The organism is Flavonifractor sp. An92, from assembly GCF_002159175.1.
In the GTDB taxonomy this organism is placed as follows: domain Bacteria; phylum Bacillota; class Clostridia; order Oscillospirales; family Oscillospiraceae; genus Pseudoflavonifractor_A.
The window spans coordinates 19,982-45,999 of sequence record NZ_NFGZ01000024.1 but is presented as its reverse complement, the minus strand read 5'-3'; the positions used below and the strand labels follow the sequence as shown (position 1 = coordinate 45,999).

General features: G+C 53.7%; 29 protein-coding genes. 21 read left to right on the top strand and 8 right to left on the bottom strand.

Annotation, left to right across the window (positions count from 1 at the left end):
• From B5G43_RS13475 to B5G43_RS13390, 18 genes are all read left to right on the top strand, one after another.
• On the top strand, positions 1 to 503 hold a 503-nt coding region (locus B5G43_RS13475; RefSeq protein ID WP_242960590.1), incomplete at its 5' end, for a DUF6138 family protein.
• A complete protein-coding gene (locus B5G43_RS13470; protein WP_020225648.1) occupies positions 500 to 901 on the top strand; it encodes a hypothetical protein in 402 nt (133 codons plus the stop codon). The genes B5G43_RS13475 and B5G43_RS13470, both read left to right, overlap by 4 nt.
• Positions 902 to 918: 17 nt before the next feature.
• Positions 919 to 1,752, top strand: coding sequence for a hypothetical protein (locus B5G43_RS13465; RefSeq protein ID WP_025543806.1), 834 nt, complete (start codon positions 919 to 921; stop codon positions 1,750 to 1,752).
• Between the two features lie 84 nt (positions 1,753 to 1,836).
• Positions 1,837 to 2,487 carry a suppressor of fused domain protein gene (locus tag B5G43_RS13460; protein ID WP_036627022.1) on the top strand — a complete coding sequence of 217 codons (651 nt, stop codon included), beginning with the start codon at positions 1,837 to 1,839 and terminating at the stop codon, positions 2,485 to 2,487.
• A gap of 27 nt (positions 2,488 to 2,514) precedes the next feature.
• The gene (locus tag B5G43_RS13455; protein WP_087262236.1) at positions 2,515 to 3,270 is read left to right on the top strand and encodes a hypothetical protein; all 756 of its coding nucleotides are present in this window, start codon (positions 2,515 to 2,517) and stop codon (positions 3,268 to 3,270) included.
• Between the two features lie 24 nt (positions 3,271 to 3,294).
• A complete protein-coding gene (locus B5G43_RS13450) occupies positions 3,295 to 3,759 on the top strand; it encodes a hypothetical protein (RefSeq protein ID WP_025543807.1) in 465 nt (154 codons plus the stop codon).
• A gap of 19 nt (positions 3,760 to 3,778) precedes the next feature.
• Positions 3,779 to 4,453 carry a hypothetical protein gene (locus tag B5G43_RS13445; protein WP_025543808.1) on the top strand — a complete coding sequence of 225 codons (675 nt, stop codon included), beginning with the start codon at positions 3,779 to 3,781 and terminating at the stop codon, positions 4,451 to 4,453.
• A gap of 23 nt (positions 4,454 to 4,476) precedes the next feature.
• Complete coding sequence (locus tag B5G43_RS13440) at positions 4,477 to 6,912, top strand: hypothetical protein (RefSeq protein WP_087262235.1); 2,436 nt, start codon at positions 4,477 to 4,479, stop codon at positions 6,910 to 6,912.
• A 9-nt stretch (positions 6,913 to 6,921) separates the two neighbouring features.
• Positions 6,922 to 7,947: a hypothetical protein gene (locus B5G43_RS13435; protein ID WP_087262233.1), complete on the top strand. Its 1,026-nt coding sequence runs from the start codon at positions 6,922 to 6,924 to the stop codon at positions 7,945 to 7,947.
• A 76-nt stretch (positions 7,948 to 8,023) separates the two neighbouring features.
• Positions 8,024 to 8,884 carry an NADAR family protein gene (locus B5G43_RS13430; protein ID WP_087262230.1) on the top strand — a complete coding sequence of 287 codons (861 nt, stop codon included), beginning with the start codon at positions 8,024 to 8,026 and terminating at the stop codon, positions 8,882 to 8,884.
• A 6-nt stretch (positions 8,885 to 8,890) separates the two neighbouring features.
• On the top strand, positions 8,891 to 9,271 hold the full coding sequence (locus B5G43_RS13425; RefSeq protein ID WP_087262228.1) for a hypothetical protein: 381 nt from the start codon (positions 8,891 to 8,893) through the stop codon (positions 9,269 to 9,271).
• Between the two features lie 41 nt (positions 9,272 to 9,312).
• A complete protein-coding gene (locus B5G43_RS13420) occupies positions 9,313 to 10,317 on the top strand; it encodes a hypothetical protein (RefSeq protein ID WP_087262227.1) in 1,005 nt (334 codons plus the stop codon).
• A 5-nt stretch (positions 10,318 to 10,322) separates the two neighbouring features.
• The gene (locus B5G43_RS13415; protein ID WP_087262238.1) at positions 10,323 to 11,060 is read left to right on the top strand and encodes an SMI1/KNR4 family protein; all 738 of its coding nucleotides are present in this window, start codon (positions 10,323 to 10,325) and stop codon (positions 11,058 to 11,060) included.
• Positions 11,061 to 11,162: 102 nt separating this feature from the next.
• The gene (locus tag B5G43_RS13410; protein WP_087262225.1) at positions 11,163 to 11,411 is read left to right on the top strand and encodes a hypothetical protein; all 249 of its coding nucleotides are present in this window, start codon (positions 11,163 to 11,165) and stop codon (positions 11,409 to 11,411) included.
• Between the two features lie 57 nt (positions 11,412 to 11,468).
• On the top strand, positions 11,469 to 12,428 hold the full coding sequence (locus B5G43_RS13405) for an NTF2 fold immunity protein (RefSeq protein WP_087262223.1): 960 nt from the start codon (positions 11,469 to 11,471) through the stop codon (positions 12,426 to 12,428).
• A gap of 10 nt (positions 12,429 to 12,438) precedes the next feature.
• The gene (locus tag B5G43_RS13400) at positions 12,439 to 12,675 is read left to right on the top strand and encodes a hypothetical protein (RefSeq protein WP_087262221.1); all 237 of its coding nucleotides are present in this window, start codon (positions 12,439 to 12,441) and stop codon (positions 12,673 to 12,675) included.
• Between the two features lie 16 nt (positions 12,676 to 12,691).
• Entirely contained in the window at positions 12,692 to 17,128 is a 4,437-nt protein-coding gene (locus B5G43_RS13395) for a suppressor of fused domain protein (RefSeq protein ID WP_087262219.1), read from the top strand.
• Positions 17,129 to 17,505: 377 nt separating this feature from the next.
• Positions 17,506 to 17,685 (top strand): hypothetical protein, encoded by a 180-nt coding sequence (locus B5G43_RS13390; protein ID WP_087262217.1) that lies wholly within the window; start codon positions 17,506 to 17,508, stop codon positions 17,683 to 17,685.
• 41 nt (positions 17,686 to 17,726) lie between these two features.
• Here the strand turns inward: B5G43_RS13390 and B5G43_RS17405 are convergent, their stop codons facing one another.
• The 5 genes from B5G43_RS17405 to B5G43_RS13370 form a co-directional block, all read right to left on the bottom strand.
• On the bottom strand, positions 17,727 to 17,972 hold the full coding sequence (locus B5G43_RS17405) for a hypothetical protein (protein WP_158097435.1): 246 nt from the start codon (positions 17,970 to 17,972) through the stop codon (positions 17,727 to 17,729).
• Between the two features lie 14 nt (positions 17,973 to 17,986).
• Positions 17,987 to 18,262, bottom strand: a complete 276-nt coding sequence (locus B5G43_RS13385; protein WP_087262215.1) for a DUF3892 domain-containing protein — start codon at positions 18,260 to 18,262, stop codon at positions 17,987 to 17,989.
• A gap of 350 nt (positions 18,263 to 18,612) precedes the next feature.
• Positions 18,613 to 19,134, bottom strand: a complete 522-nt coding sequence (locus B5G43_RS13380) for a helix-turn-helix transcriptional regulator (protein WP_087262212.1) — start codon at positions 19,132 to 19,134, stop codon at positions 18,613 to 18,615.
• 78 nt (positions 19,135 to 19,212) lie between these two features.
• Entirely contained in the window at positions 19,213 to 19,422 is a 210-nt protein-coding gene (locus B5G43_RS13375; RefSeq protein WP_206405030.1) for a restriction endonuclease subunit S, read from the bottom strand.
• 293 nt (positions 19,423 to 19,715) lie between these two features.
• Complete coding sequence (locus B5G43_RS13370; RefSeq protein WP_343214424.1) at positions 19,716 to 19,961, bottom strand: hypothetical protein; 246 nt, start codon at positions 19,959 to 19,961, stop codon at positions 19,716 to 19,718.
• Between the two features lie 984 nt (positions 19,962 to 20,945).
• Here B5G43_RS13370 and B5G43_RS13365 point away from each other — a divergent pair.
• Together B5G43_RS13365 and B5G43_RS13360 are read left to right on the top strand one after the other, a co-directional pair.
• Positions 20,946 to 21,866: a tyrosine-type recombinase/integrase gene (locus tag B5G43_RS13365; RefSeq protein WP_087262210.1), complete on the top strand. Its 921-nt coding sequence runs from the start codon at positions 20,946 to 20,948 to the stop codon at positions 21,864 to 21,866.
• A gap of 37 nt (positions 21,867 to 21,903) precedes the next feature.
• Positions 21,904 to 22,086, top strand: a complete 183-nt coding sequence (locus tag B5G43_RS13360) for a hypothetical protein (RefSeq protein WP_087262208.1) — start codon at positions 21,904 to 21,906, stop codon at positions 22,084 to 22,086.
• A gap of 15 nt (positions 22,087 to 22,101) precedes the next feature.
• On the opposite strand, the gene B5G43_RS13355 is transcribed toward B5G43_RS13360, so the two are convergent.
• Positions 22,102 to 22,617, bottom strand: coding sequence for a helix-turn-helix domain-containing protein (locus B5G43_RS13355; protein WP_087262206.1), 516 nt, complete (start codon positions 22,615 to 22,617; stop codon positions 22,102 to 22,104).
• 80 nt (positions 22,618 to 22,697) lie between these two features.
• Positions 22,698 to 23,045 (bottom strand): sigma factor, encoded by a 348-nt coding sequence (locus B5G43_RS13350; protein ID WP_343214423.1) that lies wholly within the window; start codon positions 23,043 to 23,045, stop codon positions 22,698 to 22,700.
• A 280-nt stretch (positions 23,046 to 23,325) separates the two neighbouring features.
• On the opposite strand from B5G43_RS13350, the gene B5G43_RS13345 reads away from it, so the two are divergent.
• Positions 23,326 to 25,107, top strand: a complete 1,782-nt coding sequence (locus B5G43_RS13345; RefSeq protein ID WP_242960588.1) for a Na/Pi cotransporter family protein — start codon at positions 23,326 to 23,328, stop codon at positions 25,105 to 25,107.
• 41 nt (positions 25,108 to 25,148) lie between these two features.
• Here B5G43_RS13345 and B5G43_RS13340 read toward each other — a convergent pair whose 3' ends face one another.
• Positions 25,149 to 26,018, bottom strand: a complete 870-nt coding sequence (locus B5G43_RS13340) for an NAD(P)-dependent oxidoreductase (RefSeq protein ID WP_087262202.1) — start codon at positions 26,016 to 26,018, stop codon at positions 25,149 to 25,151.

Below are 26,018 nucleotides of genomic sequence, written 5' to 3'. Positions count from 1 at the left end.
TGCTGGGGCAAGAGTGGCGGCAGCTGGTATGGGATTATCTCGATCTCTGTGATGATGAGCACTCCCACTTACAGGAAAAATTCCTCCGGGAGTATGTGAAACAGTTCGGCTTTACCGCCGATACCGTCCCTGTATTTGTCCGTGGGGTGCTGTCCATGCAGAACATGAAGTATTCCAAGGACTATGCCGCGTGGATGGCAAACGCAGAAAGCCTGGACGCTCTGCTGGAGGCAAAAATCCACCTGTCCGAGATCATTCCAAGCGGTTTTTCCTCCGACGAGGATGACGATGATGACGAGGGCGAGGAACCCGCCGAAGAAACAGAAGCCAGCCCGGAGGAAGTGCTGCAATACGCATGGGAAACGGTCTGCTATGTGATCTGGGGCAAAGCCAGCGCCAAAGGTGGTCAGAAAGTGGTGGAAGCCGCTCCAGAGGAACTGAAGGAGAAATATCAGAGCATTTTCAGCCAAATTGATCCCGTGATTGGGGGAATGCAGCAATGACAAAAGAACAATTCCTATCTCTATGGAATGCGGACAGCTGGGAGGTAATGAGCTGCGGGGTCTACTTTACGGCGCACCGGGCGGGGAAGGAACTGCATATCAACTGCAATGATTATACCGAGGCAGAGATTCTGGCCATGCCCTTCTGGGAGCGGCTGGTCTGGGAGCTGGACGAGCTGGACCGGCAGGCCCACGCCATTTTGCAAAAGGAATTCCCCGATGACGAGGAGATCCCCGACCTGCCCCTCACCGACATTACGATAGACAAGTCCGGCTGCTACGGGGCGTTTTCCCTCTGTTACGATACTGGGGATTCACCGGCTGGGGAACTCTATCTCAATGTGTCCTTTGACGAGCAATTCATACCCAGCCCGGAGGTTGGCTACGACACCTTTTGATACAGGGAGGCTGCCCTATGGCATTAAAATTGAACTTTCGTGAAGTCACCCCGGAAGATACCGAAATTCTTCGTATGATAGCGTTGAGAAACGGGAAAGCAGAAGATTACCTCTGCTGCGATGTTACTAATGAGGATGGTGTAACACAGACTACCTGGTATAGTAAGGCGGATGTGGCCCTCTGGGGGGAGGATTATATCCGGGCGAACACCACAATGAAGTACAGCGATTATAGCGGATGGATCATCATTCTGGATATGGAGCCGTTGAACGATGCACAGGCATCACCACGAAAAAAGAAGAAACGGGATTCCTTTCCCCAAATCCCTACCTGGCTGGAGGGCCATGTCAAAGAACGGAAACAAAAGCGCCTGCCCACCGTGACCCTCTGCTCCTCTGCCGGAAATGAACTGCTGGAAGTGTGGTATTACGGAGATTTGCTCACAGTGAAGGGAGAGTCCCAATTCTATATCATAGATGGAGGCGAGGCCCCCGGACTGGTGGAAGCCCGCGACCCAGAGAGCGGCGAGGAGTTCGTCATCTTCGACGGTGGGCAGCATGGTTATGATAATATGTTCTGCGATGAACACAATCCAGCTCAGCTGGCGCACCGCCCCCTCCAGCGGTATGAGATCCCTGCCTCCAAGTTGGTGCTGGAACTGGGCTACAATATCGACTATGAGGATGAAAAAGAGAGCTTCGAGGTAGACGAGGCTGATACCGTGGAACTGGTTAACGGTGAGCGGATGCCCTGGGAGCAGGTCAAACGGGACGGCATTGACTACATTGCACTTTACTATGTGAATGATAAAGGAAAACAGGTGCAGATTTTGGATGCGGAACTGGCATGAGTACAATAGGACTGTTTTGGTAAGAATTTGATGATTACTGGTGTTGATGATGTAAGCCGAGAAAAGAAGTAAGGTGTGTGATCAATGATTACTGGAAAGTATTTGGAGAATCCTGCGTTATATAGTCCCGATGAACTTGAACGATTGGACAACCATATCGAAAAATATTTTGGAAAAGCCACAACAGTGGTTCATGAGTTTTTCAGCGAAGATATTCATGTTGATGTCTCCATCATTCCGCCCCATGAGGAACACAACTATTATACTTTGGTAACCACAGGCATGGGTGCGTTTTCGATGAAGATCCCAAGTGAATATCAAGAGGATGGCCTTCCCTCTCGGATAGAACTGATGATGTGCCTTCCGCCTGAGTGGAACCCTGAAAGTAAGGAAAGCCAAGAAAATTGGCCAGTAGAGCTGCTTCGCTATTTAGCAAGATTTCCAATCATAGAAAGCACTTGGCTGGGCTATGGGCATTCTATTCAAAACGGAACACCATACGCAGATAATACATTGCTGGCAGGGTGTGTTCTTTTAGGCGTACAGGATGCGCCGGAGGGTGCTGCCGTCTGTAAGCTCTCAGATGGAAGTTGGGTCGGTTTTTATCAGGTGATTCCTCTGACAGAGAACGAACTGGAATACAAGATTCAACATAGTACAGATGAAATGCTGGAATACATGGAAGATGTAGACCATGTTGTATATTTCCAAAGACCGGATACCAAGTTTGAATAACACAGAAGAATAAGGAGAGAACGCAACATGGAACAGGCATATTGCACCGCAGTTTTCTGGCGCGGCGGAGAAAAGATTGATCTGAATGGGCGAAAGCCGGATGCGGTACGGTGCCTATCTGTGACGGGAGAGCGGAAGGTGAATCTGTCCTTCCTGCGAGATTATCCCAATCTGGAGGAACTAACCCTAATGGAAAAGTGTGAGGGTGTAGAAGTTCTCTCCGGGCTAAAGCAGCTTCATACACTGTCCCTATGGCTGTCGGCCCCTGTTTCCTGGGACAATGTTTCTCTCCCCGGCCTGCGTGTTCTCCACCTGCGTGGGGAAAAGAATGGCGACATCACCCCACTTCTCACCAGCATTACCTATCTCCATTTGGAGGAAATGCGGAAAACGGAAGATCTTGCCGCTTTCCTGACTCCAGCGACCCGGCTTCAGAAACTCTATCTCCAATCACTCCCAGCTGTGCAGGAACTACCGGCTCTGGATGGGCTTCCTTCCCTTTATGCCCTGAAACTCTATGAGCTGCATAAACTAAACGATTTGTCCGCCCTCTCTCACAGCCATTTGCGCTACTTTGCCGCCTCTCTGATCGGGGATAAACTCTCCGCCCAGGCGCTGGCAGATGCTGTGATGGCGATTCCCAATCTGGAGGCAGCCGCGCTCCAGCTGGCGGATCGCTCCGAGCGGCGCTATGGCGGTGTCCAAAAAGCCTTTGCCGCCGCTGGGAAATCCGCATTGCTGTGGGAGGAAATTAGTGCTTTGACCACATGGCTGTCGCTGTAACCTGGGGATTGGGGCAAGAATGATATGGAACAGTTTTTTGAACATTCCGATTTGGGATTGGGAGCACTGACCTTTCAGAAAGGACCAGGGACCATCCACTGCTGGACTGGAAGAATCGCAGACACAGAGATCCTGTTTTCCATTATTTTGAACACATCTGAACTCCGGTCGGCAAACCTGGATTTTATCCGTTCTGTGCTTCAAAACTGGCGGGAGTATCTTTCAAAAGCGGAGCATGAGATTCAGGCGCAGATTGGTAAAAGCCCTGAGAAGTTTGGATTGCAGCGCGCTCCATTCCCTGAAACGGAGATTCCCGCCGAGCAGCCGCAATTTCTGTTTTATGATGAGACAGAATGGGGCCTGCACTTTGAGATTTGTACCCTTCCTGTGGGGGAGCCATTTGGACTTATGGTTGAGTTTTCAGGGGATACGCCAACGGATGTATATGGCTTGTCGGAAGCGGAAGAAATAGAAGCGGACATGGAATAATATAAAGGAGCCGATCAGATTGTGTGAGAATGCGAAAATTCTTTGTCCTTACTGTTTGACGAGAGAAATTGACCCGGCACAGGCGATATGCTCTGCTTGTTATTCAAAAGAGGATAAATGGGAGCGAGGCAGTTGGGATGACCTACGCAAGCGCAAGAATGCCGATGAAATCCAGATGTTTACCATAGCCAAAAAAGTAGATGAAGCGTTCCAGATACCAGAAAATGAAGCTTATGCCTGTATAGAGAAACACGAAATGATTCAGGCTGAGGCCTTGGAACGGGAAATGGAGGCTTTTCACCGGCGGCGCATCCTTTGTATGGTGGAGATATTTTCCAAGATTGATTGCGGCATCCTCTTTTCTGGCTATGTAGAACTGGATACCTATTTTAAGAATGTGTGGGATTATGCCCATCAGCGCATTGCCGCAGAACAGCTCAGAGAGGTTCAGGAGTATCTGCGGTCACAGATTCCATGGAAATCCCTATCCAGTCAGCGGATGGATCTGGGGGCAGAACTTCTCAACTTTTGGTGCGGAGAAGATGAGTTGGATTGGGGCTATTCTCAATATTTTGAGATTGCAGCAGGTAATCTCAAGCCGTTTCTTGCAATGACCTTATTCACAGAGATTCTGTGTAAGCATTTTCCAGATGTAATGTCTGCGCCAGTCAAGCGGCTGAGCAGCAAACTTTGAGGCACTAAAAAGGGGGTACTTTCATGCCAGACTGGGCACAAATCATATCCGATGCGCTGGACATTCTAAAATTTGACGGAGCCGTACAGGACACTCTGGCGGAACTTCGGAGAAAGTGGGGCGCACAGGTCCCGGCGCTGCTGGAGGAACGATTGGATATGGTGGCTGTCCAGTATATGCGACTGCCACATGAGAAAGGGGCGGCAGCGTTGGGACAGGAGCTGTCTGCCTTCGGCTGGGCACTATATAACCTGGACGATGAGGACGAGTATCTGTTTGCCTTGATCCCAGAGGGAGACCGCAACGAATGGGAACGCTACTGCAAAAAGCATGGGCAATATTGCCACCTAATGAAACAGCAAGGACGAAAATGGGGCGGCCATGCCAAGGAGCAGGACACTGGGAAGCTGATGCCCTGCGAGGAATACATCCTCCAGGATGAGTACGATTATTTCTTCAACTCCCTGGCGGGTGATTTTGCGGCGGGCGAATGGAAAAACCAGGATGCAGAAGAATGGAAAAACGGCTGTGTGGCCGATCTGCGCCAGCGTCCGCCCCAGGTGACCCGCGCCCACAGTTTGCCACACCTTGGGTGCCTCACTTATTCCGCAGAAAATGGACTCTATGCCGCGTCCAGAGCCGCTGGCAGCGGGACTATTGGGCGGGCATTACTGAGCAAGAATCCGGCTACCCTCAACTGGTTCGAGCCGTCCCCCATTGGATATGACGGTCCGCCCCGGACCCTGTGCTGGGTTGACCATTCCCTCTGGGTGGGCGATCCCACCAACGCCACACGGATTGAACTCACCGACCGGGGCACCTGTCAGGATGTGAAAAACTGGCCCCTGCCGGAAGATGGATGGAGCATCAAACACCATTGTGGCATCGTGGCAGACGGGCTGGGCCGGGTCTACTTTTCCAACGGGTGGTACAAGGGGCAGATTTACCGCTGGGAAAACGGCAAGGTAACAAAACACCCCTTCTCTCTGGATGGATACGACCATCTCTCCGAGGCCATTCCCGTTCCCGGCACAGGCCGCATTACCATGATCCACGCAGTCAGCGGCAAGGGGCGGATGGAAGAATGCCTGTTGGAACTGGACATGGACACCGGGCGGTGCCGAATTGCCCCCCTGCCTGGAATGGGCGAGGGGCTGAAACTCCGCTGGTTTACAGGGGACTGGCTGCTGGTGCAGGGAAACGGCGAAATCCTCTCCGATGACTTTGCCCAGCTCATCAATAGGAACACCCGTGAAGTGCTGCGTATCTGTCCGGGAATGTTCGGCGGGGAGAAAATGCAGCACATTGGAATACTCACCGATGGCACGGTGGTCATCGTCACCCGGCGGGATATGGTTGGGCCGGTGTTCCGTTACCCCATCGACTTCTGGGGTTTCCTTCGGACGGCAAACAAGCCCAAAAAGCTGGAACCCTGGCGGGAGTACAAGGAAGTGTACCCAAATCTGCCCATCTTTCTGCCTCCCAAGGCCACGGAGCGGAAAATCGTCCTCAAAAAAGACAGCCTGACCATCCTGGGGTCGGTGTTTACGCCGCCGTTTACCCTGTCGCAGCTGGCGGAAAAGCTGGGGCCAGCCCGCATCGTCCTGCAAAATGGAACACGGAAAAGCCCCATCACAGGCCGGGAGAGTCCCTATACCCAGGCCCTTGCTTTGTGGGACGAACTTGGATTGCAGGGCTGGTTGGATGAAGATGAACAGACCATCAAAACCATTGGCGTTCGGGTAGCTGAGCAGGGAGAGTATGCGGTCCGGCAGCCATTTGACGGGGCAGTTTGGATCGGCTCCAAAGATTATCGGGAGGCCAAATGGAAGGATTTCGCCGGCTTTGCCCATACCTTCACATTAGGTGGTTTTACCGTTTACACCCGCCTGCCGGGGCCTGTTCCAGAGGAGCAGTCAGCGCAGAAAGCAAAGCTGGAGGCCCTCTCCGCCATGGTGCAGATCAGCTGGAAAGAGCCAGAGAAAAAGGCGGCGAAAGCGCAGAAATACAAGTTATCCAAGCCGACTGAACCAGTGCTCACCTTTACCAGCTTCAACTTCAAGCTGGCGGTCATGGAAGTCCTGATGTACGAGAAATGCTTACTGGCTCCTAAACTGGATGCCCATGAGTTTGCCAGAGAGTATAGCCGACGCAAGATCGACATTGACGCGGAAGGGTATGAACCCATCCCAGAGATTCGGAAGTGGCTGGAGAAATACCCTGTCCCGGAGCGGCTGGCCCCGGAGGTCACAGAAATCGAGATGGATGGCGGCAGCGAGATTTATACCCAGCTCTGTCCGTTCTGGGATGGCGAGGATGGAGCCTTTGATCTTAATACCATTACTGAGGCGGAACTGCGCCAGTTCCCCAATCTCAAACATATTACTCTCATGTCCTCCAAGCCGGAACAGGTGCTGCCCGTTCTGGAACGGTGCGGTATCAAGGTAGACTTGCTGTGAGGTGAAAGCATGAAAGCGAAACTAAAAGTGATAAAGAACTGGGAGTTCGAGGAATTTGAACTGACGGGAACTTCCTTCAAATACAGCCCGACTGGATGCAAAGGTATGGTAGCCCGCAGCGAGGATGAAATTGTGTTTTGGACCTATCATCTCGTGCAAAAGTGCAGCGGCGTTTTGTGGGTCAAAGGCGAAGTTTCCAGGTGGATTCCCAGCCCGGAGCCGAAAGAGCAGCAAGATGTTTGGGAAGTTCCTGTCTTGCTCTCATGCGACAGAGGAATACTGTTGGTTTGCCCGGCCAGTAAATCCCTTTGGTGGATGCCGCAGATGGATGGAGAGTGGATTCCGATCCCCATGGATAACTGGTGTGCCCAGGGTATTCCCAAGCCGGTGGCAGTCACCGGAAGCCAAAGCGTTTTCCCTATTGTGTGCCGAGTGGACAACTCCGCTGATGCGACCAACAGTTTTACCAGCCTGACGGTAGACTTTGAAACCATGACTGCACACTGGGCAGAAAGCGGCTCTTGCGTATACAGCAAAGCAGGAACCCGACAGACCCATTTGGCGGCGGTAGAGCGAGCTGGCGGCAATTTTGCCCAGGCAGACTTTCACTACAACTATCCTATGATTGGCTCCATACTGGAACAGAACGGACAGTTTTATGCCTTTTTGGAAAGCAGCACCATCAATCCGGCGGGTCTTTCTCTCATGGGCTACTATTGGTATCTGGAACTGGAGGAAAACGGACTATTCAAAAAGAAACTGTGGGGCAAAGATAATTTAAGCCGCCTGCCCGGAAAACACGGGATGCGCGGAAAATTCTCCGGTGACAGGACTTGCCTGATCCTATCTCCCATTTTTAAGAATGATGACTGGAAGGGTAAACAAAAGGTGCTGCGCCTTTCAGATTTGGTGCTGATCGACCTTGCCATGCCCCGTGGATACGCTTCCTTCCATGTGCTGGATGTATGGGGAAACCGGGCATTTCTCAGCGATGAGAAAAACAAGCTGGTTCTTTGTGAAATGACCTTGGAGTAGTTATGGGGGCTGAGTATGCTTTTCAAAAAAAGTAGGAAAAGAAGAATTTAATTGCTGTGAGACGAGGGAAAATGATATGGCATTACAGGAAAAGAAAATAATGCCTCCCCCTTGGCTGGTCCACCGGGAGATCGAGAGATACTCTATTGGCTGGCGCATGGGCTATGGGGAGGATTACATATACCGATTTGGCGATTGGCTGGACACCCTCTCCCCGGATGAGCGGACAGAATACCGCACCCTCTTTCCCGAGCCGGTGACCTGGAAGGGCTGGTGGGATGACGAAGATAGCAGCGAAGTGCTGGAACATGGGGACTTCTGGGTGAATGCGTGGCAGCCAGAAGGAAGCCCTAAGTACACTCGCCAGTGGCTCCAGCAGGAATTTTCCATGGGGAGAAAGCGGGAACTGTGTCTGTTCTGGGGCCATCAGCCTGCCGAGGACGGCCAGCTGACAAAAAGCTGTCTCAGCCAGTGGTGGATGGAGGATTTCTGGTCCGTTGCCAATACCTATCTTTGTATGGAGCAGTATATGATGGCAGGCAAGGCGGAACTGTTCGGCGATCAGGAGATTCGGGAGCAAATTTTGAAATGCAGCGACCCGAAACAGATCAAGGCCCTGGGCCGCAAGGTGCGGGGGTTTGACCAGAAGGTATGGGACAAGTTCAAATACGCCATTGTATTGAATGGCAACTGGTGCAAATTCAGCCAGAACCGCGACCTGCGCGAATTTCTTCTCTCCACCGGAGATAATATGCTGGCGGAGGCCAGTCCCTATGATAACATCTGGGGTATTCGTCTCGCAGCCAGCTCCCCCGAGGCGCAGGACCCGATGAAGTGGCGGGGGCAAAACCTGCTGGGTTTTGCTCTAATGGAGGTACGGGACGAACTGCGCCGGGTCACGCAGAATGAAATGTTGTGCGACTGGAACGCAGTCTGAGGTAAAATGATGGAATTATTTGCAAAAAGAATGACTTGGGAGCTGGACAATGAGGAAGGACTGTCCTGCCTGTCCTTTGAACTGGAGGATGGCTACTTTACACTCTCCCGCAAGACCGGCGCGGAAGCACTCCGCTTGGAAATGAATGATCCAGCCAATGGTCAGTTGATTGACCCGGACTGTTTTGAATATGCCCTTGATAACACCAGGTTTCGTCTAAATATCGTGCGGAACAACCGAAAGGTTCTGCGGTATCTGGAAGAACACCACATCAACACGGAGTTGTATGGAGAAATCGTCCTTCACTACACTCCTCTCAGCAAGCCACAGCTTGAATCATTATCTGCCGTGGTTCTCAGACTGTTTTTCGGTGAACTGCTTTTTTAATTTGAGACAGGATCGCCCTGAATCAGAAAGAGGGAATGGCTATGAACGAAAAACTATTTCGCCCACAATTTGATACATTGAAACTGTCCGATAAGCTCTGGTTGATGCAGACATTGGCGACTCGTTATCATTTGACATTCAAGGAACTATACGCCTTTTCCCGCTGGGGACAAAGCTGCACCACCGGCCTATTTGAAAAAGGAGGCAGGGAGTTTGTCTTTGTCCCGGGCGATACCGTGATTCTTGGTTGGGAGGGCTTTGTTCAAGGGATGGACAAGGCCAACCAAGAGGAACTGGCGGATATGTTTGCGGAAATCGAATATGAGGGCACTGCGGAGGAATTTCTCCGGCAGGGCATGGCCCCGGTACGCCAGGTGACCATCGGCCCCATGTTTGTGGGCAGAAAACTGGAGGAGATCGGCTGGGAAAGCGTACCCATGAACGACCCACGCATCACCGCCCACCCTGACTGGCTGGAGAGCTTACAGAAGTGGGCGGGCCGGAGCGGCCAGAGCTTTGAGATACACCAAACGGTCCGCTTTGAACGCAGTGGGGATAGCTGGCGGGCGTGGCTGTGCCATCCAATGACCTACCCAGAGTTTCAGCGGTCCCTGTTGTGGGAGCTGGCAGCCAGCCTTCCCACGCCGGATGAGTGGGCCTATCTGTGCGGAGGCGGATGCCGCACCCTGTTTCCCTGGGGCGATGGGCTGGACCGCAAGATGAAACTGCACCATTTTGAAGGCCCGGAGGATCAGGGCAAGCCATACGACATGGAGCAGCCCAACTTCTTTGGCCTGTCTATTGCCTACGACCCTTATCAGCGGGAGCTGGTAGACGGGAAAACATTGACCACATGCGGCGGCGACGGCGGCTGCAATATCTGCGGTGGCATGGGACCTTTGCTTGGATATTTGCCCTGTTCCCCTCACTGTAAACCGGAGATTCGGGAGGATAATGAGATCCACAATGACTTTGACTTTTTCCGTCCTGTGATCCGGGTGCAGACCTCCGGGTGGAGAATAGTATCACCCGAAAATGAGAGGTGATATTGATGAAAAGCCGATTGGAGCAATTATTGGACGAGCTATTAAGGCAAATTGATATACCTGCGATGGAGCAAGCCGTGTCCGAGCAGTATAAGAGCCAGATCCGCAGACGCTGGGAACTTCCGGCAGACTATTGGATGCTGTTGGAGCGCTGCTGTGGACTGCGAACCGTGTGGAGCAATGATACCTATGAGGCCCTGGAACTGTGGGGACTGGATACCCTTGTGAAGGGCCAGGAGGGATACGCCTATAATCCTGTGGAACAAAAGGTAATTAAAGATTGGGACGAGCATCTTGTGGTGATTGCGTCTGATGCTGGTGATCCATACTGCCTGGACCTGCGACGGAACGATACAGCCGTGTTCTGGGCAGAACATGGCGCCGGAACTTGGGACTTTCAGCCTGCCTTTGATTGTTTGGAAGATTTTCTCGAAAGCGTTTTGGATGTACCCAAAACGCAGGAATATGAAACAGCATATCCCTATCACTACATCCGCCTGATTGTAACCGGGATTTCCGACACCAAAAAGGCTCTGGTGTTTCTAAAACAGCATTTTGGCGACAGCAGCTTTCAGCAGACAAAAGACAGGCTGAAAGAACTGCCGCTCTTGATCTATTCCGGTCTTGATACCGGAACCGCCCCGCTGGAAAACTCTCTTGACCGCTGGGGATTGATGTACGAAAAACAGCAGATTTCGTTGGAAAAGTTTCTGGAAGATCAAGCATATATCCGCAATCTGTAAGGTCGAAGCTGCGTTGTGCAGGTGCGATTCATCGGCATTGGAGCCCGATAAAGACAATCCAAATGAGCAAAGTACACAATGATGTGATTTTGGGAGGAAGTCATGATCAAAGCAATTATGAAAATCCATACCACTTCTTCTTCGGTTACATTTGTATGTGGCGATGCTGCCATCATTGGAAACGGTGAGTTTCGGGCTTCATCAGGAAAAGTGGATGGTTTTATCCTGTATGCCGACACTTTGCGGTATGAAAACGGGGCGAAGCTCTCACGGGAGGAACAGGAAAATTTGAAGTGCCTGTATCAGCACTTTGTATTGAACCGTGAAGATTTCATAGACTGGGATATTTGAAAAGAGATTTCCCCATGAAATGGTAACAGATTGAGCACAGGAGTAAGGAGGAAAGCTATGGAATGGCCGAAACGGGCGCGGACAGCGGATTGGGAAAACGGTGTCCTGGCCTTAGACAGAGAGAAACAATTTGAAGTCCCGGAGCTGACCATGGAACTCATGGAGCGGCTGGCCAGCTACACCCTGGTGGGCTTCCATGTGAAAGGCTGTCCGGTGACGGATGAACTGCTCGCCCCCTTTGCCGGACATAAAAGCATGGCCAACTTCGGCGTGGAGGACGGGGCGCTCACTGACGCCTGCTTCCCCGTCTTTTCCGCCATGCCCAGGCTGCGCTATCTGCTGCTGGACGGTAACGCCGGGATCAACGGCAGCGGCCTGTCCGCTCTGCAAAGCTGCAAACTGGACCTTCTGACCCTCAACCGCACCAGGCTGGACGATGCCGGTTTGCTCCAGGCGGCCTCCATCCCCAAGCTCTCCCACATCCAGATCGACCACACCGCCGTTACCTACGAGGGCCTGCTGGCCATCGCAGGCAACAACTACATCAAGCCGGTGGCCCATGTGCAGTTCACCCAGGAGCAGATGGAACACTTCTCCCAGCTCCAGCGGGAAAAGGCCAAGACACCCGCCCAGCTGGACGAGCAGGCGGCGGAGGAATGCCGCAGGGTGTTGTCCGCTTTCTTTGCCGAGATGACGGAATGGGAGCAGTATATGGAGCAGGCCGGGTTTGAGGATGCCGAGGCTGTGCCCCGCCTGCTGGCGATCTGGGAGAAGTATGTGAGTGAAAAGCCCCGTCCGGGCTACCGGCCCCTGGGCCTCTCCTACAGTGCCCAGGGCACCTACAACGGGGAAGAATTCCTGGATGCGGAGCAGATCACCAAGAACAAGCTCTACATCTACACCAGAGAGAAAAACACCGGCTTTGACCGCCGCTTCCTCATGAAGCGGGTGGGCAAGGGCTGGAAGATCGACGCCGTGCAGGAGCGGCTGGACGGCTGGCAGCGCGCGGGATTGTGAGGGATACGAAATGACATGGGAATTTGAAACATCCGGTTTGGATGGGCAGTGTGAGTTATTTGGTGTAAATATCTTTCAGTACCGCTGGCGCGACTGCCGGGAAACAGCGGCGGTCATCGATCCCCATTACGGCACGGAAAAGGTGTTTCATGTCTATGAGGTGGAGATCAACGGGAAAATCCACCGCTTTGCCGCCGGAGAGTTCTCCAACTGCGTGTGGGGATTCTATCTGGAAACTCAACCGTAAACGAGGAGGTCATGATATGGATTTATTGAAACAATGCCAGCAATGGTTTGAACAGAATGAAATTCAGAAGGTGATTGATGCGCTGGAGGCTATCCCCGCCGGGGAGCGCACCCCGGAACTGGACAGCGAACTGGCCAAGGCATACATCGCCATTGCAGAAATCGGAGAGGCAGGCCGGGCGCTGTATGAAAAGGCTCTGGAGCTTCTGGCTCCCCATGAGGAGCATTTTGCCGAAGATCACTGCTGGAATTATCGGATCGCTTCCGCTTATTATTACCTGGATGAGGAAGGCCCCGCCCTGCGTTACTTTGAAAGGGCCCTGAAAGCTCGCCCAGGAGACAAAGATACCCAGGAGTACATAGACGATTGCCGCCGCCGTTTGACCCTGCCCCGGTTTGAAAAGAACTTCCGGGAAAGGACGCGGGAATCGTGGGCAGCCTTTACTCAAATCGAGGGGACACTGCGTCAACTCATGGACACAGACAAAACGCACCAGCGCGGCGAGGAACTGATTGAAAAGTGCGGTAACGCACTCAAGACTGCCCTGCGTGATACTTCCTTTGAGCTGGGCTTCAATGGTGAAAAGTATGAACTGATCCTCAGTCCGGAGGGCCTTCGCTCCCGCTTGTTCCCGTTGGTGTACTTCCAGAAGCAGGCCCCAGAATCGGTGCTGGAGCATTGGAATATCTGGGTAGGCCGCCAGCCCTGTGAGGGGTTCGAACTGCGGGCTGGAGACATCAAAGTTCGGGCCGAGGATGTGCAGATGTGGGCAGAGGAAACAGAGGATCAGCGGGTAAGTCTGGTCCTTTGCTGCGAAAAGCTGACGCCGCTTTTGAAAGAGGATACGGACCGGGTCTGGTGGGCGCTGTCCATGCTGGTGGATCAAACCATCGGAGAAGTTTCCGCTATCGCCTTTGTCGCCGGGTTCGATGTTTATGCTCAGCCGAAAGAGGAACCAGCTATGCTCCTTTCCCAGCTGCCGGAACTGCTGCAAAGCATGGGACTCTCCCTCTGGCGGGACGGCAGTGACTACCTGGAAAACAGCTACCTTACCTATGAACTGGAACCGGTGGAGGACCCGGAGGCCGATTGGCGGCTGGATGTCTATACCGGCACCTGCCGTCTCCCGGTAATCATCAACGACTACCTGACTGCCCGCAGTGATGCGGTGGACGAATACCACAAGGACGGCATTGCGGTGGGTTTCCTCTGCTACCCATTAGAAGGCTTTACTGGCGAGGAGCGGAGCAAAGCCATTCTGGACTTCCGGGATGACCTGCGGGATGCCATCCTGCGGGATGCAGGAGCGGAAGCCGTGACCTTCCTGGGCGGGGCCACTGGCCTGTATTGCGGGTATCTGGATTTCATTGCCTGGGATCTGCCCGCTGTACTGACAGCGGCGCAGGCGTTCTTGGAAGAAAGCGGCCTGCCCTATGCCCACTTCCACGCTTTCCGGCGGGATGTGGGCGGTGTGCCGCTGCTGGATGAGGAGGAACCAGAGCCTGACATCCACGAGGAAACCGGCTCCCTGCTCTCGAAAGAAGATATTGAAACGCTGGAATCCTTTGACGAAGGCGTTTCCGGCTATTTTGGGAAAATGCTCCACTGGCTGGAGGATTTTATCAAAAATGGCGTAGAAGAAGGAAGATTCAGCGAAAAGCAGGCCCATCAGGATTTGCAGATCGCCCTCTGGTATTCCTTCGCCTGCAACAATCTGGATGACTATATCCATTATTACCAGGCTGCAGAATGGATGAAGGATTCGGAGAAGAACGCCGCAGGCTGCGCCACCTGGTACTACCGGTATTCTGTGGCGCTGATGTACTGCGGCAGGTTGGAAGAAGCACTGGAATATGCGGAGCGGGGTGCTCAGGAGGAACCGGACTACCCCTGGATCTGGCTGCAGGTGGGCAAGCTGCGGGCGCATTTTGGCGATCAAGCCGGCGCGCTGGATGCCGTCAAGCAAGGATTAAAACTGGAGCCGGGCGATTATGAGTTCTTGACCTTGCAGGAGGAGATTAAAGCCGGAGCAACCCTGGAACAGATGGAGTACCATTGGATCAACCCCGATGCCGACCAACTGCTCCAGCAGGGGCAGGGCCAAGATGTGGATGATAAACAGCGCGCCCTGGCCTGTATTCGGGTGGACGAAGCTGGACTTGCCGAATTTTATGAGCTGTTCCGCCCGGAGCGGTATGGCTATGAGAAAAATTCCCCCTGCTGTGAATTTCAATACCCGGTGAAGGAGCATCTGGTGGAGCTCTCCTTCCGCATGAACGAAGCCGGACTCTCCAAGATGGGAACGGACTGGCTGCGGCAGCTTAAGGAACGGCTGGACAGCGGGGAATGGCTGACCCACACTCCTGAAGGGGAAGCAGAGGGTATCCTGGCGGCGGTGCTTGTGGACCAGACCCGCCGTATCGGCCTTGTCTATCAGCAGCCGGGAGAGGATCAGTATTTTCAGATTTTCCTGAATCCAGACGGTACAAAGGCGGATGCCATCTGGTCCTCGACGGATAGCAGGGGACCGGAGGTTTATACAGAGGATGAGATGTCCGCAATCGAGCAGCACATCAAAAACACCTTTGGTGAGTTTGAGAATGTGTTCCATGAGCTGGTTTCTCCCGACATTCATGTGGACATCTGCGTTGTTCCGCCCTCTGAGGCACGGGACTACTACACGCTGGTGACGATGGGCATGGGGGCCCACCGGATGAATGTGCCAGAGGAATTGGCGGAATACAAGCTGGAGCGGGCGGAGCTGGCCATCGCTCTGCCGAAGGACTGGAAACTGGATGAGGAATCTCTGAAGGATGAGCGGTGGTACTGGCCCATTGGCCTCTTGAAAGTGTTGGCCCGCTTGCCCATTTCCGGCGATACCTGGCTGGGTTTTGGTCACACAATGGACAAGCAGTCGCCGTTTGCGGAGAACACGACACTCTGCGGCGCACTTCTGGTGGGCCCGCAAGATGTTGTCTGGAACGGAGGCGAGGTCTGCACTTTGCCCAGCGGCGAGGAGGTCAACTTCTATCAGGTAATTCCTCTCTATCGGAACGAATTGAAGTATAAACTGGAGCATGATGCGGACGCTCTGCTGGAAAAGATGGCAGGTATCAGTTTTGTGGTCAATCCCATCCGCCAGAATGCCATCACCAGAGGAACGCTTGCAGAGGAGGAGTTCACCGGCGATATGGACGATGCCGCCTGGCACCTGGAATCCATTCAGGAAAAGGGCCTGCCGGTGGATGAGATCAATGCCTACAACCACATGGCGATCTATCTGCGCTGGTGCATGGAGCATGACCTGATGAGCGTGGAATTTATGGAGCGGTACTGGGAGCAGGTGCAGCCACTGATGGCGGATCTGAGCCGCGCCGATCTGCGCAGCTTTATCCGGGATCAGCTGAATGGGCAGCTCTTTGGGGCGCTGTTCAACAAGGAGGGCGCGGCCTTTGCCGGATACTACTATGGGGAAGGAGACAGCCCTTACTTCCCCAGCGACATTGACAACTATGCCTTGGAATATTTCGGCTCAGAGCAATATTATTCTGATCAGTTCCAGGAGGAAGCTTACCTGTTCATTCCCTTTGATGAGGACTATTATCAGGCTATGGCAAAAGTGATTGATAAACGCTTTGCCAACTGGCAGGGACAGGATTTCGATGAGGCCACTCTGGAGCCTTCGGAGCTTGCGAAGGCCATGATGAAATATCTGAACTGTGAATGTACCTATTTCCCCGCAATGACGGATGATGATCCCATCATGTCGGCATATAACTATGCCAAACGAGAAAGTGTCAAAGAGGGCTTTGTGCCGGTTCTGATTAAGGCGGATGACGAAATCCTGTGGGAATGCCTGATTATGAATTCTGACCCTGACAGCGATGGCGAGGACGACTATACTTTCGACCCAGACAAAGTCGCCAAATACCGGAAGAAAATGCTCGCCGCACCTCTCAAGGACGGAAAGACGGTTCTGCAGGAAATGATTGGGCAGTGCAAAGAAGAAGCCGAGGATGACGATATGGACTGGGATGAGGATATCCTGGGCGAGATGGTGGGCGGATATGATAACCGTCGTTTTTCAAGCTACTGGAATTCCGATAGCAAAATGACTTATCCTCTCATTCTGGCTAAAATCCCAGTGAAGAATCCTTGGGAGGTCTTTGCCTATCTGCCCTTTGGTGGCTGGAATGAATGTCCTAACACGCCGAAGTTAATGGCAGTTGCGAAATACTGGTTTGAACAGCATGGGGCGGTCCCTGCTGCCATGACCCATGACGAGCTGGAGTTTACCCTCCCGGCCCCTGTCCCCGAGGAGAAGGCCATGGGGACGGCGGTGGAGCAGTACGGTTTCTGCCCGGACGTTGTGGATCAGGAGGAAGACCCAACGGTGGGCAATCTGGCCGACGTGCTGCGGCAGTCCACCGTCTGGTACTTCTGGTGGGATTGATGGGAGACTGTGTGTGCATCAGGGAGTTCTTCTCTGTTTTTGCCCAGCCTCTGGGGGAGCGAGATAAGGCGGAAAGAATATGCCGACTGCGGAAATCAAAACAAAAGTGAATTACCGGAACCACAAACGGAGCTCCTGCGACAAGGCAGGCGCTCCGTTTTTCTGTCAAAAGTATGTCAAATGGATAAGGTTTTCTCAATAAAGAGTTGCGGTGGATGTTTGCTTGGAGTGGGAGAAACAAAAAAGATATGCCGTGAAACCGGGCGTTTCGCGGCGCATCCCTTGATTGTGTTTTACCGTGATAGAATTCCCTTGTACTTTGGACAATCATCTGGCAAAATAAAAGCAAATAATTTTAGGTGGAAAGCGAGGTAATCATGATGTCGGACAAAGTTGATCCTATGCTGCACAGTGACCAGCAGTTAGAGAGCGGTTCTCCCCCTTCCCTGGCGCCTCAAGTTGGCAAGCGTGAACTGACCGATGATGAGAAGATTGATGCGGCCGCCGCCCGGATTCTGGAAACATACCGAGAGGCGTTCCTGGAGTTAGCGAAATAAAAGGTGTGGCCTATGTCTGGTACCCATAAGCCACACCTTTTTTATTTCCAGTTGAGTTCAATCTTAGCTCGGTCTGTGAATCCGCATGCCGGACAGCGGACAAAGCCTCCTGAAAGTACCTCCATTTGGGGATTGTCGCAATGGGGACAACATGCATCCACACATTCGCCAACATGATCATTTAAGACCCTTTCAGGATGCCGCGAAAGATCCTGTTGAATAGACTTCTTAATGTCTTTCTCCAGTTCCCTCATGAATTTTTTGCTATCAAACTTAAAAGAAGCCATCTTCAGCCCCTCTTTCATTCGCGCGGCAGGTCAAGAAGGTTATCGTGCGTGTAATCATTGGGGGTGGAGCGCACATACTTCTCATCATATTTACTAAGAGCAGGAACTACATCAGGAAAGGGGAAAATTTTCACCTGAATGGTGCCAGGGTTCTCTTTCAAAAAGTCGTACAGGTTAGCCTTTTTGAAAAAGCCGGGATTGTCACAGCCTTCGATGTAAACGGAGTCGATCTCCAGGAGGCTACCGGAACTGTAGCAGCCCGGTTTCATTTTGATTTTTGTTGCGTACATTAAAGTCACATTTCCTTTCTCCGCATAGATGCGGTCATCATTGGTTGTTAGGAGTATCTATTCAAAACAGCCAAAAGAAAAACTCGGCCACAAGGAACAAGTCAACTTCGTGAAATATCCCATATTGAACCGAGCCCAGAAACGTGATATAGTAAATGTGTCTAAGGGAAACACAGTCTATATCATGCTTCTGAGCATCGTATTCTGTGTAGACGCAAGATGCAGCGCAACGGGTACCAGCCGGAGCGCTGTTTTCTTTTGCCTGGAATCTTGGCCTATTATAACAGGGCAGGGAGAATGTGTCAACTATATGTTGTATTTATTTTATATAAATATACTATATATTGTTATTATTCGCCGTTTTCGACCTTCTCAATAAGATCAAACAGTGATGGCTCCCCGGATTTTTCTTCCTGCTCTCGGAGAGCGATAATTGCGTCTAACCTGGTGCCCATTTTCCTGTTGATAAGAGCCGCTGCTTTAAGCTTGTCCAGTTCGCCACTATCAGCAGTTGCCAAAAGCATCTTCATGGAAAACATGTACTGTTCCATGGCCTGTTTAAATGTAATGGACTCAAACATCTTGTGGAAGTCTTGTTCTTTGACTCGTTTTCCTTCAGACTTCTCCGTAAGTTCTTGAGCTCTTGCACTGGTATCAGTTACAATTTTCTTGGCAACTTCGTCCAATTCTTTCTCGTAGAAATACTCCGGACCTATCCCGTAGTAAATCGAGAGCTTTTCCTGGTTACTGCTGGAGGCAACAGATGTGCCGTTTTCCCAGTTTGCCACGGTGACACGGTTCACATTAATGGCCTGGGCGATCTGTTCCTGTGTGGCCCCATACAGTTCTCGGATCTGTTTTAAGTTGTTCATAGGGGTTCACCTCATGCTCTACATTATACACCAAAATGTCGCTTTTGTTAAGACACTACAAAAAATTGTAGTGTCTTGTTAAATTTTAGAGAAAAGCAGTTCTTCCGCTCTCTCCTCGCTGGGGTCATTGGTGCCCAGTTCGCCGCGGAAGGCACGGGCGAGGATGGCTTTTTTGATGAGGTCGATCTGCTCCAGAGCCCTTTCGGTGGATTCCTTAGCTTGCTGCTCTTTGGCGAGGAGATCGTCAAGGATACGGACAATTTCACTTCGCCCATTTATCTTTGGCATATCAAACCTATATACTCCGGTTTTTTTAGCATTAATATTTCCTGCAATCAGTATAGCATCACAGTCAAATGAATATCCGTGACAACGAATTTGCTCTGCAGCACATGTAAAAAAAGGATATTCGCCGTCTACACTACCATAATTGGCATCTTTTTTACCTGTTCGTAGTTTAGATATTGGTTTAAGGTATGCCCAACATCAATTCGCTGGTGCTTTGTATAGCTGCTCCCAATCTGGTACTAATGCTTCCTCCAAGCGCTCTGCAGACCTTAGGTTTTCTTTTTTCCTCGCCATCAGTCCCGCACCTCCAGGGCTCGCAGCTCCTTCACCACGCTCATCAGCAGGTCAACGGCCTCTTCCGCGCTATCCACCGGGTCTGGCTGGTCGTTGTAGTCCAGCACTGAGTCGTCCCGGATGAGTCCCAGGTCCCAACTATTGTCCTTCTCCACGATCTGTTCCCGGGTAAAAACGCTCCACCGCTCGTCCTGCACGGCATGGCGGTCCTCAGCCTCGTAGGCCTGTCTGTCGAAAAAAGGCAAGAAAATCTTCTTCCAAATTATCTATATATAAGTTTAATCTTATTGACAAACACAATATATTGTGGTATATAAAAATTACGATTGATTCTTTGCGCGTACTCGGTGGGACTCCGGGGCAGGATTCACCTGTGAGCGAGAGGGGCATCTCGCATTGCGCACGCTGTTATGTTTGTACGTTTCAGCCGTTTTCCGCCAGGGCAATGCCCTGCGGCTGTTGTCTCCGTTTCAGTGGACAACAAGGGAACCATGTTCATCGGCTGTCTTTCCCTTTGATGATGTGGTGTTGCGCCGAAGATGTTGACTTCTTCTTCGGATGGCCATGAGAAAGAATACGAGCACTTGTTTGAGGGTGCGAAAAGTTTGCTGCCTGTGTAGATCAGGCACAGAAGGAACTTTTCGCACCCTCTTTTTGTGCGTTCATAGCCCCGCACTCCCGATGGGAGTTACACCAGACCCTGCCAGTCTGCGGTATGGTGCCAGAAGAACTTATTCTAAAACATGGCCGTCCCCCTTCTCCGCGTTGAGGTGTGCGGAGTGACTTGGGGTGCTGCACCTCGGAGCCTGTGGCAGCAGGCTCACCCCTCTTTGTTCCGGCACAGTGCCGGTTCGGCAGCAAAGAGGACGCAATTCCCCTGATCCCAGCCGAAGGGATCAACAGACACACGCAGGCTGTGGTTCTTTACCGCAGCTTGCAGCCGAGTTTCAGCGGTTGTGTCGGCAGTCGTCATCGGAGCAATGCCCGCCGATGGCAGGGTCTATCCCCATACTGCGCTCGTACTGACCTGGTTCCAATTGAAAAAGAGACAGAGATTCGCCGTTCATGGCTCGCTTCCTGGAAACGCCTCTGCTGCAATGGGTTCCGAAGCGATTGCCCCCAGGCTCCAGGAAGATTTTCCTGGAGATCCGGCGGAAACAAACGGCTCTGCCAATGGGCGAACTGCGCCCATCTGAACTACCTATGAAAGAAAAGGAGTATTTTACGATATGACACGATCCATTCAAAACAAGGGCCTCTATCTGGCCCTGGTGAGTCAACTGAACAAACTGGCCCGCCATAATCGTCAAGGCAGTTTCCGCACCAAGGATCGCTACTACGAAGCGTGCAAGCGGTTCTGCGGCTACCTGGCTGACGAGTACCACCTTCAGAAACTGAGCAACATCAGTGGCAAGCACCTTGTTGGCTATGTGCTGTATTTGCAGGAGCATGGGAAGTCGGCTTCCACCATAAAAACAGATTTGGCAGCCATCCGCTTCTTCCATGACAAAGTGAGCAACCCCAAGTATGCGCTGCCCACCAACAGCGAACTGGGAGTCGAGCTGGAGCGCCGGCGCTTCGGCGGTGTGGACCGCACATGGAGTACAGAGGAGTTCAACCACATGCTGGGCAGGGCCCTGGCTGCGGAGCGCTGGGATTACATTCTGGCTCTCTATCTGGCCCGTTACGCTGGGCTCCGCATCCACGAGTGTTTCCGCATCGACACCGCCGCGGCAAAGCAGGCCCTTCGGGAGAACGCCGTCACCGTCAAGGGCAAGGGCGGCAAGATCCGCACCGTCCCCATCAACGAGCAGATCGCCATTGCCCTGCGGCGTCAACTGACACGCACCCAGCGGGGCCACAAGTTGTTGGTGCCGGATGATATGCCCACCGACCAGGCCATCCACCGCCTGCAGCTGTTCATCGTGGCGCATCGAAACAGCATTCAAGTAAAATCTGACCTTCCCCTGACCTTTCACGGACTTCGCCACACCTTTGCAGCGGAGAAGTATAAGGAACTGATGGACAAGGGCACGGGCGCTCTGGACGCCCACTTCATGGTGTCCCGGCTGCTGGGCCATGAGCGGGCGGATGTGACCAATGTTTACCTAGCTTCGCTGTCCACAAAAAACATGAAGGACAAGCATTGACGCATATACTGCCTTACCAAGGAGGAGGGTATGTGCGTTGGGCGTTATTATGCATTATCCGACAACTCCGGAAAAGCAGGAAGAACTTTCCAAGAAAGTTGCCGCCGTCCATGCGCAGACTGTCATGGAACAAATCAAAGCCATGCCCTGCCCCGTGGAGCAGAAAGCGGAGTTGATTGAGGCCATCAAACGAATACATCAGCAAAGGGATGGGGCATAACCCCATCCCTTTGTGTTATCCTCTGATTTTCAGTCTGCGCCATGTCTGCTTGCAGATCTGTACCCGATCCTGCTCCCACCCTTGCAGCGTACCAAAGGGGACACCCAGTCGCCTGGCATATTCCACCTGGGTCATCTGACGCCGCCGGCGCATTTCTTTAATCTGTCGTCCCTGACCATTGTAGAGGAACAAATTAAACTCGTCCAGCAAATCCGTGACCGGCACGGCGAACAGCTCCGCAATCTTCTCCATCTTCTCAATGGGGTAGTAGTCCCGCAGGGTATTCTCATAGCCGGAATATGTACTGCGATCCAGACCGGCGTAGTCTGCCACATCTCTTTGCAGCAGACCATGCTGGTATCGGTACCACCGCAGCTTGTCCGCAATCTTGTCGATTTGAGCTGGATCTGTGTAGATAAGATTGAACTTCTCCGCCTCCACCAGCGTGTGGGGCTGGACAAGCCGGAAACTATGAATATACAAGGGCGCGTAACTGACCACATCGAGAGCATAGCGTGTCATGACTATCATGCGTTCCGTAGGTTGGCAAAACACATGCCATTTATCCCTTAAGTCGGTGCGATCCGCCACATGATGGGGCAAAAGGTCCGCTACGATAGTGTAGCATTTTCAATGCAACGGGAGGCGTAGGTGGCCAGCCGGACCTGCTTATCACTTTTAAAGGTGGTGATACCCTTGATGAGCCCTATCGTGCCGATGGAAATGAGATCGTCCTGGTCTCCGTTTGGGGTATAGTATTTCTTGACGATGTGGGCCACCAGGCGCAGATTGTGCTCGATGAGCCGGTCCCGGGCCTCCGGGTCCCCCGCCGCCATAGCCTCCAGACACGCCCGCTCCTCCTCCGCCTTCAGCGGACGGGGAAAGGACCCTTCCCCGCCCGTCAGACGCAGGCTCACAAACAGCCCGTTGAGCATCAGCAACAGCCAAACCGGTAACATAGTGCTCTCCTCCCTCTCCTTTGCGCGACGCAAACAAATCTTTTCCATCTTATTCCGGGATGGCCCGTCCCTATGTACGTTCCTTCCCGGTTTGTCCACGCCTTTCGCACACAAAGTTTTACGAAATTTTGACATCCATTTTATCGGAAACGTACATTTTCGACAAAGTCGATTGGAAGGATTTACGAGCGGTGAAAGAGCGTATATAATTTGTACTGGTTAAACTCGGAGCATTCGCGCCGTTGCGGGCTTGAACCAATGAAAATTAGGAGGATGTCTTGTGAGTGCAACTGATGTGATCGCCATGTTTGGCGCTGTCGCAACCTTCCTGTTTGGCATGTCTACCATGACCGACGGACTGGAGAAGCTGTCCAGCGGACGCCTGGAGAGCATTCTGGAGCGACTGACCAGCAATGTATTCAAGAGCGTGCTGCTGGGCGCCCTGGTCACCGGCCTCATCCAGAGCTCAGCCGCCACCACCGTGATGTGCGTGGGCTTCGTCAACGCCGGGATCATGAAGCTCCGCCAGACCGTCGGTATCATTATGGGCGCCAACATCGGCACCACCGTCACCGCCCAGTTATTGAGCCTGGGCGACATTTCATCGGACAACCTCTTCCTCTCCCTGCTGAAACCCCAGGTGCTGGGCCCCATACTGGCCACCATCGGTATCATCTTCTACATGTTCATCAACAGCGGGCGGAAAAAATGCGTGGGTCAGATCGTCCTGGGCCTGGGCCTCCTCTTCATCGGCATGAAGACCCTGGAGTCCACCGTGGCCCCCCTCCAGGAGCTGCCCCAGTTCCGCGAGATGTTCGTGGCCTTCTCCAACCCCTTCCTGGGCGTGCTGGTGGGTGCCCTGGTCACCGCTCTGATCCAGAGCTCCTCCGCCTCCATGGGTATCCTGCAGGCCATGAGCTCCACCGGCGTGGTCACCTTCAACATCGCCATCCCCCTCATCATGGGCCAGAACATCGGTACCTGTATCACCGCCCTCCTCTCCGGCATCGGCGCCAGCAAGAACGCCAAGCGCACCGCCTGCCTGCACCTCCTCTTCAACGTCATCGGCACCCTCTTCTTCCTGGTGGTGCTCTATGTGGGCAACGCCATCTTCCACTTCCCCTTCTGGCACGACGTCCTCAACCGCAGCAGCATCGCAAATCTCCATCTGGGCTTCAACGTGTGCTGTACCGCCCTGCTGCTCCCCTTCAACCGGCAGCTGGTGTTCCTGGTGGAGCACATCATCCCCGGCGACGCCGACCAGCGGGAGGTGTCCGTGCTGGACGAGCGCTTCCTCTCCTCCCCCTCCCTGGCTCTTGAGAAGTGCCACGACGCCGTGGTGCAGATGGGCCACTTCGCCCAGGAGAACTACCGCCTGGCGGTGGAGCTGCTGGACCACTACGACGGCAAGAAGCTGGAATGCCTCAACGAGACCGAGACCGCGCTGGACAAGCTGGAGAGCACCCTGGACAACTACCTGGTCCGCCTGAGCGACCACTCCCTCAGCGCCGAGGACAGCGCCAAGGTGTCGGAGCTCCTCCACACCCTGTCCGACTTCGAGCGCATCGGCGATTACTCGGTGAACCTGTCCGAGACTGCCGCCATCGTCCATGACCGCGGCATGACCTTCTCCCCCGCTGCCAAGGCCGAGCTCAACGCCATGACCTCCGCCGTCGACGAGACCATCGACAAGGCCATCGACAGCTACACCCAGCGCTCCCGGGAGCTGGCCCTGGAGGTGGAGCCCATCGAGGAAGTGGTGGACCTGATGCGGGACGAGCTGCGCAGCCGCCACATCGAGCGTCTGAAGGACGGCAAGTGCACCGTGGAGCTGGGCACCCAGTACCTGGAGCTGCTCATCAACCTGGAGCGCATCTCCGACCACTGCTCCAACATCGCGCTGTACATCGTGCGGGAGACCGCCGCCAAGGACTCCCTCATCCGCACCGACTCCCACGCCTACATGCACGCCCTGCACCACGGCGAGGACAAGGAGTTCGACGACATGTTCCAGTTCTACCGCACCAAGTACTACGCCCCCATCGAAAAACCCCTGGATTGATGCAAAACGGCCTCCCCGACGGAAATCGGGGAGGCCGTTTGTTATGCCTCGGGCTCGTAATAGCGGATGAGGGCCTGGGTGCCCTCGTTCTCCAGGCCGCGGCGGGCCAGCTCCTCGTAGAGGGAGCACACCGTGTCCAGCATGGGCAGCTCCACGCCCCGCTGGGCGCTCTCGTCCTGGATGATCTTCATGTCCTTGATGAAATGCTTGATGAAAAAGCCGGGGGCGAAGTCCCCCGCCAGCACCCGGGGTGCCATGTTGGCGATCTGCCAGCTCCCCGCCGCGCCGCCGCCGATGGCCTCCAGCATGGCCCGGGGGTCCAGCCCCGCCGCCTGAGCGTACCGCAGGGCCTCGGTGTAGGCGGCGGTGGCCCCCGCCACGGCGATCTGGTTGGCGGCCTTGGTGTGCTGGCCGCTGCCGGCCTGCCCCATGTAGTGGAGGCCGGTGCCCATGCAGGCCAGCAGGGGGCGGACCTCCTCAAAATCGGCCTTCTCGCCGCCCACCATAATGGACAGGGAGGCGTTGCGGGCGCCGCGGTCGCCGCCGGACACCGGGGCGTCCAGCACCCGGATGCCCTTCTCCTTCCCCTGCTCCCACAGGCGGCGGGCCAGCTCCGGCGAGGAGGTGGTCATGTCCACCGCCAGCGTACCCGGTGCGGCGCTCTCAAAGATGCCGCCGGGACCGGCGAACACCTCCTCCACGTCCTTGGGGTAGCCCACCATCACAAAGACGTATTCCGCGCCCGCCACCGCCTGGGCGATGGTGGCGCAGGGCTCCAGGCCCTCCTGTTCCGCGCCGGTGAGCTTCTCCATGTGGCGGCTGTACACCCGCACTTGATGGCCGTGGGCGGCCAGGTGGCCCGCCATGGGCCGCCCCATCACCCCCGCGCCGATCCACGCGATCTGTGCCAT

Coding starts and splice junctions, on each gene's coding strand:
- B5G43_RS13435 (WP_087262233.1), top strand. CDS start 6,922: ATGAAAGCGAAACTAAAAGTGATAAAGAACTGGGAGTTCGAGGAATTT.
- B5G43_RS13350 (WP_343214423.1), bottom strand. CDS start 23,045: ATGTTACCGGTTTGGCTGTTGCTGATGCTCAACGGGCTGTTTGTGAGC.
- B5G43_RS13410 (WP_087262225.1), top strand. CDS start 11,163: ATGATCAAAGCAATTATGAAAATCCATACCACTTCTTCTTCGGTTACA.
- B5G43_RS13425 (WP_087262228.1), top strand. CDS start 8,891: ATGATGGAATTATTTGCAAAAAGAATGACTTGGGAGCTGGACAATGAG.
- B5G43_RS13460 (WP_036627022.1), top strand. CDS start 1,837: ATGATTACTGGAAAGTATTTGGAGAATCCTGCGTTATATAGTCCCGAT.
- B5G43_RS13470 (WP_020225648.1), top strand. CDS start 500: ATGACAAAAGAACAATTCCTATCTCTATGGAATGCGGACAGCTGGGAG.
- B5G43_RS13430 (WP_087262230.1), top strand. CDS start 8,024: ATGGCATTACAGGAAAAGAAAATAATGCCTCCCCCTTGGCTGGTCCAC.
- B5G43_RS13440 (WP_087262235.1), top strand. CDS start 4,477: ATGCCAGACTGGGCACAAATCATATCCGATGCGCTGGACATTCTAAAA.
- B5G43_RS13390 (WP_087262217.1), top strand. CDS start 17,506: ATGATGTCGGACAAAGTTGATCCTATGCTGCACAGTGACCAGCAGTTA.
- B5G43_RS13365 (WP_087262210.1), top strand. CDS start 20,946: ATGACACGATCCATTCAAAACAAGGGCCTCTATCTGGCCCTGGTGAGT.
- B5G43_RS13380 (WP_087262212.1), bottom strand. CDS start 19,134: ATGAACAACTTAAAACAGATCCGAGAACTGTATGGGGCCACACAGGAA.
- B5G43_RS13465 (WP_025543806.1), top strand. CDS start 919: ATGGCATTAAAATTGAACTTTCGTGAAGTCACCCCGGAAGATACCGAA.
- B5G43_RS13455 (WP_087262236.1), top strand. CDS start 2,515: ATGGAACAGGCATATTGCACCGCAGTTTTCTGGCGCGGCGGAGAAAAG.
- B5G43_RS13340 (WP_087262202.1), bottom strand. CDS start 26,018: ATGGCACAGATCGCGTGGATCGGCGCGGGGGTGATGGGGCGGCCCATG.
- B5G43_RS13420 (WP_087262227.1), top strand. CDS start 9,313: ATGAACGAAAAACTATTTCGCCCACAATTTGATACATTGAAACTGTCC.
- B5G43_RS13395 (WP_087262219.1), top strand. CDS start 12,692: ATGGATTTATTGAAACAATGCCAGCAATGGTTTGAACAGAATGAAATT.
- B5G43_RS13415 (WP_087262238.1), top strand. CDS start 10,323: ATGAAAAGCCGATTGGAGCAATTATTGGACGAGCTATTAAGGCAAATT.
- B5G43_RS13400 (WP_087262221.1), top strand. CDS start 12,439: ATGACATGGGAATTTGAAACATCCGGTTTGGATGGGCAGTGTGAGTTA.
- B5G43_RS13375 (WP_206405030.1), bottom strand. CDS start 19,422: ATGCCAAAGATAAATGGGCGAAGTGAAATTGTCCGTATCCTTGACGAT.
- B5G43_RS13385 (WP_087262215.1), bottom strand. CDS start 18,262: ATGTACGCAACAAAAATCAAAATGAAACCGGGCTGCTACAGTTCCGGT.
- B5G43_RS13450 (WP_025543807.1), top strand. CDS start 3,295: ATGGAACAGTTTTTTGAACATTCCGATTTGGGATTGGGAGCACTGACC.
- B5G43_RS17405 (WP_158097435.1), bottom strand. CDS start 17,972: ATGGCTTCTTTTAAGTTTGATAGCAAAAAATTCATGAGGGAACTGGAG.
- B5G43_RS13405 (WP_087262223.1), top strand. CDS start 11,469: ATGGAATGGCCGAAACGGGCGCGGACAGCGGATTGGGAAAACGGTGTC.
- B5G43_RS13355 (WP_087262206.1), bottom strand. CDS start 22,617: ATGATAGTCATGACACGCTATGCTCTCGATGTGGTCAGTTACGCGCCC.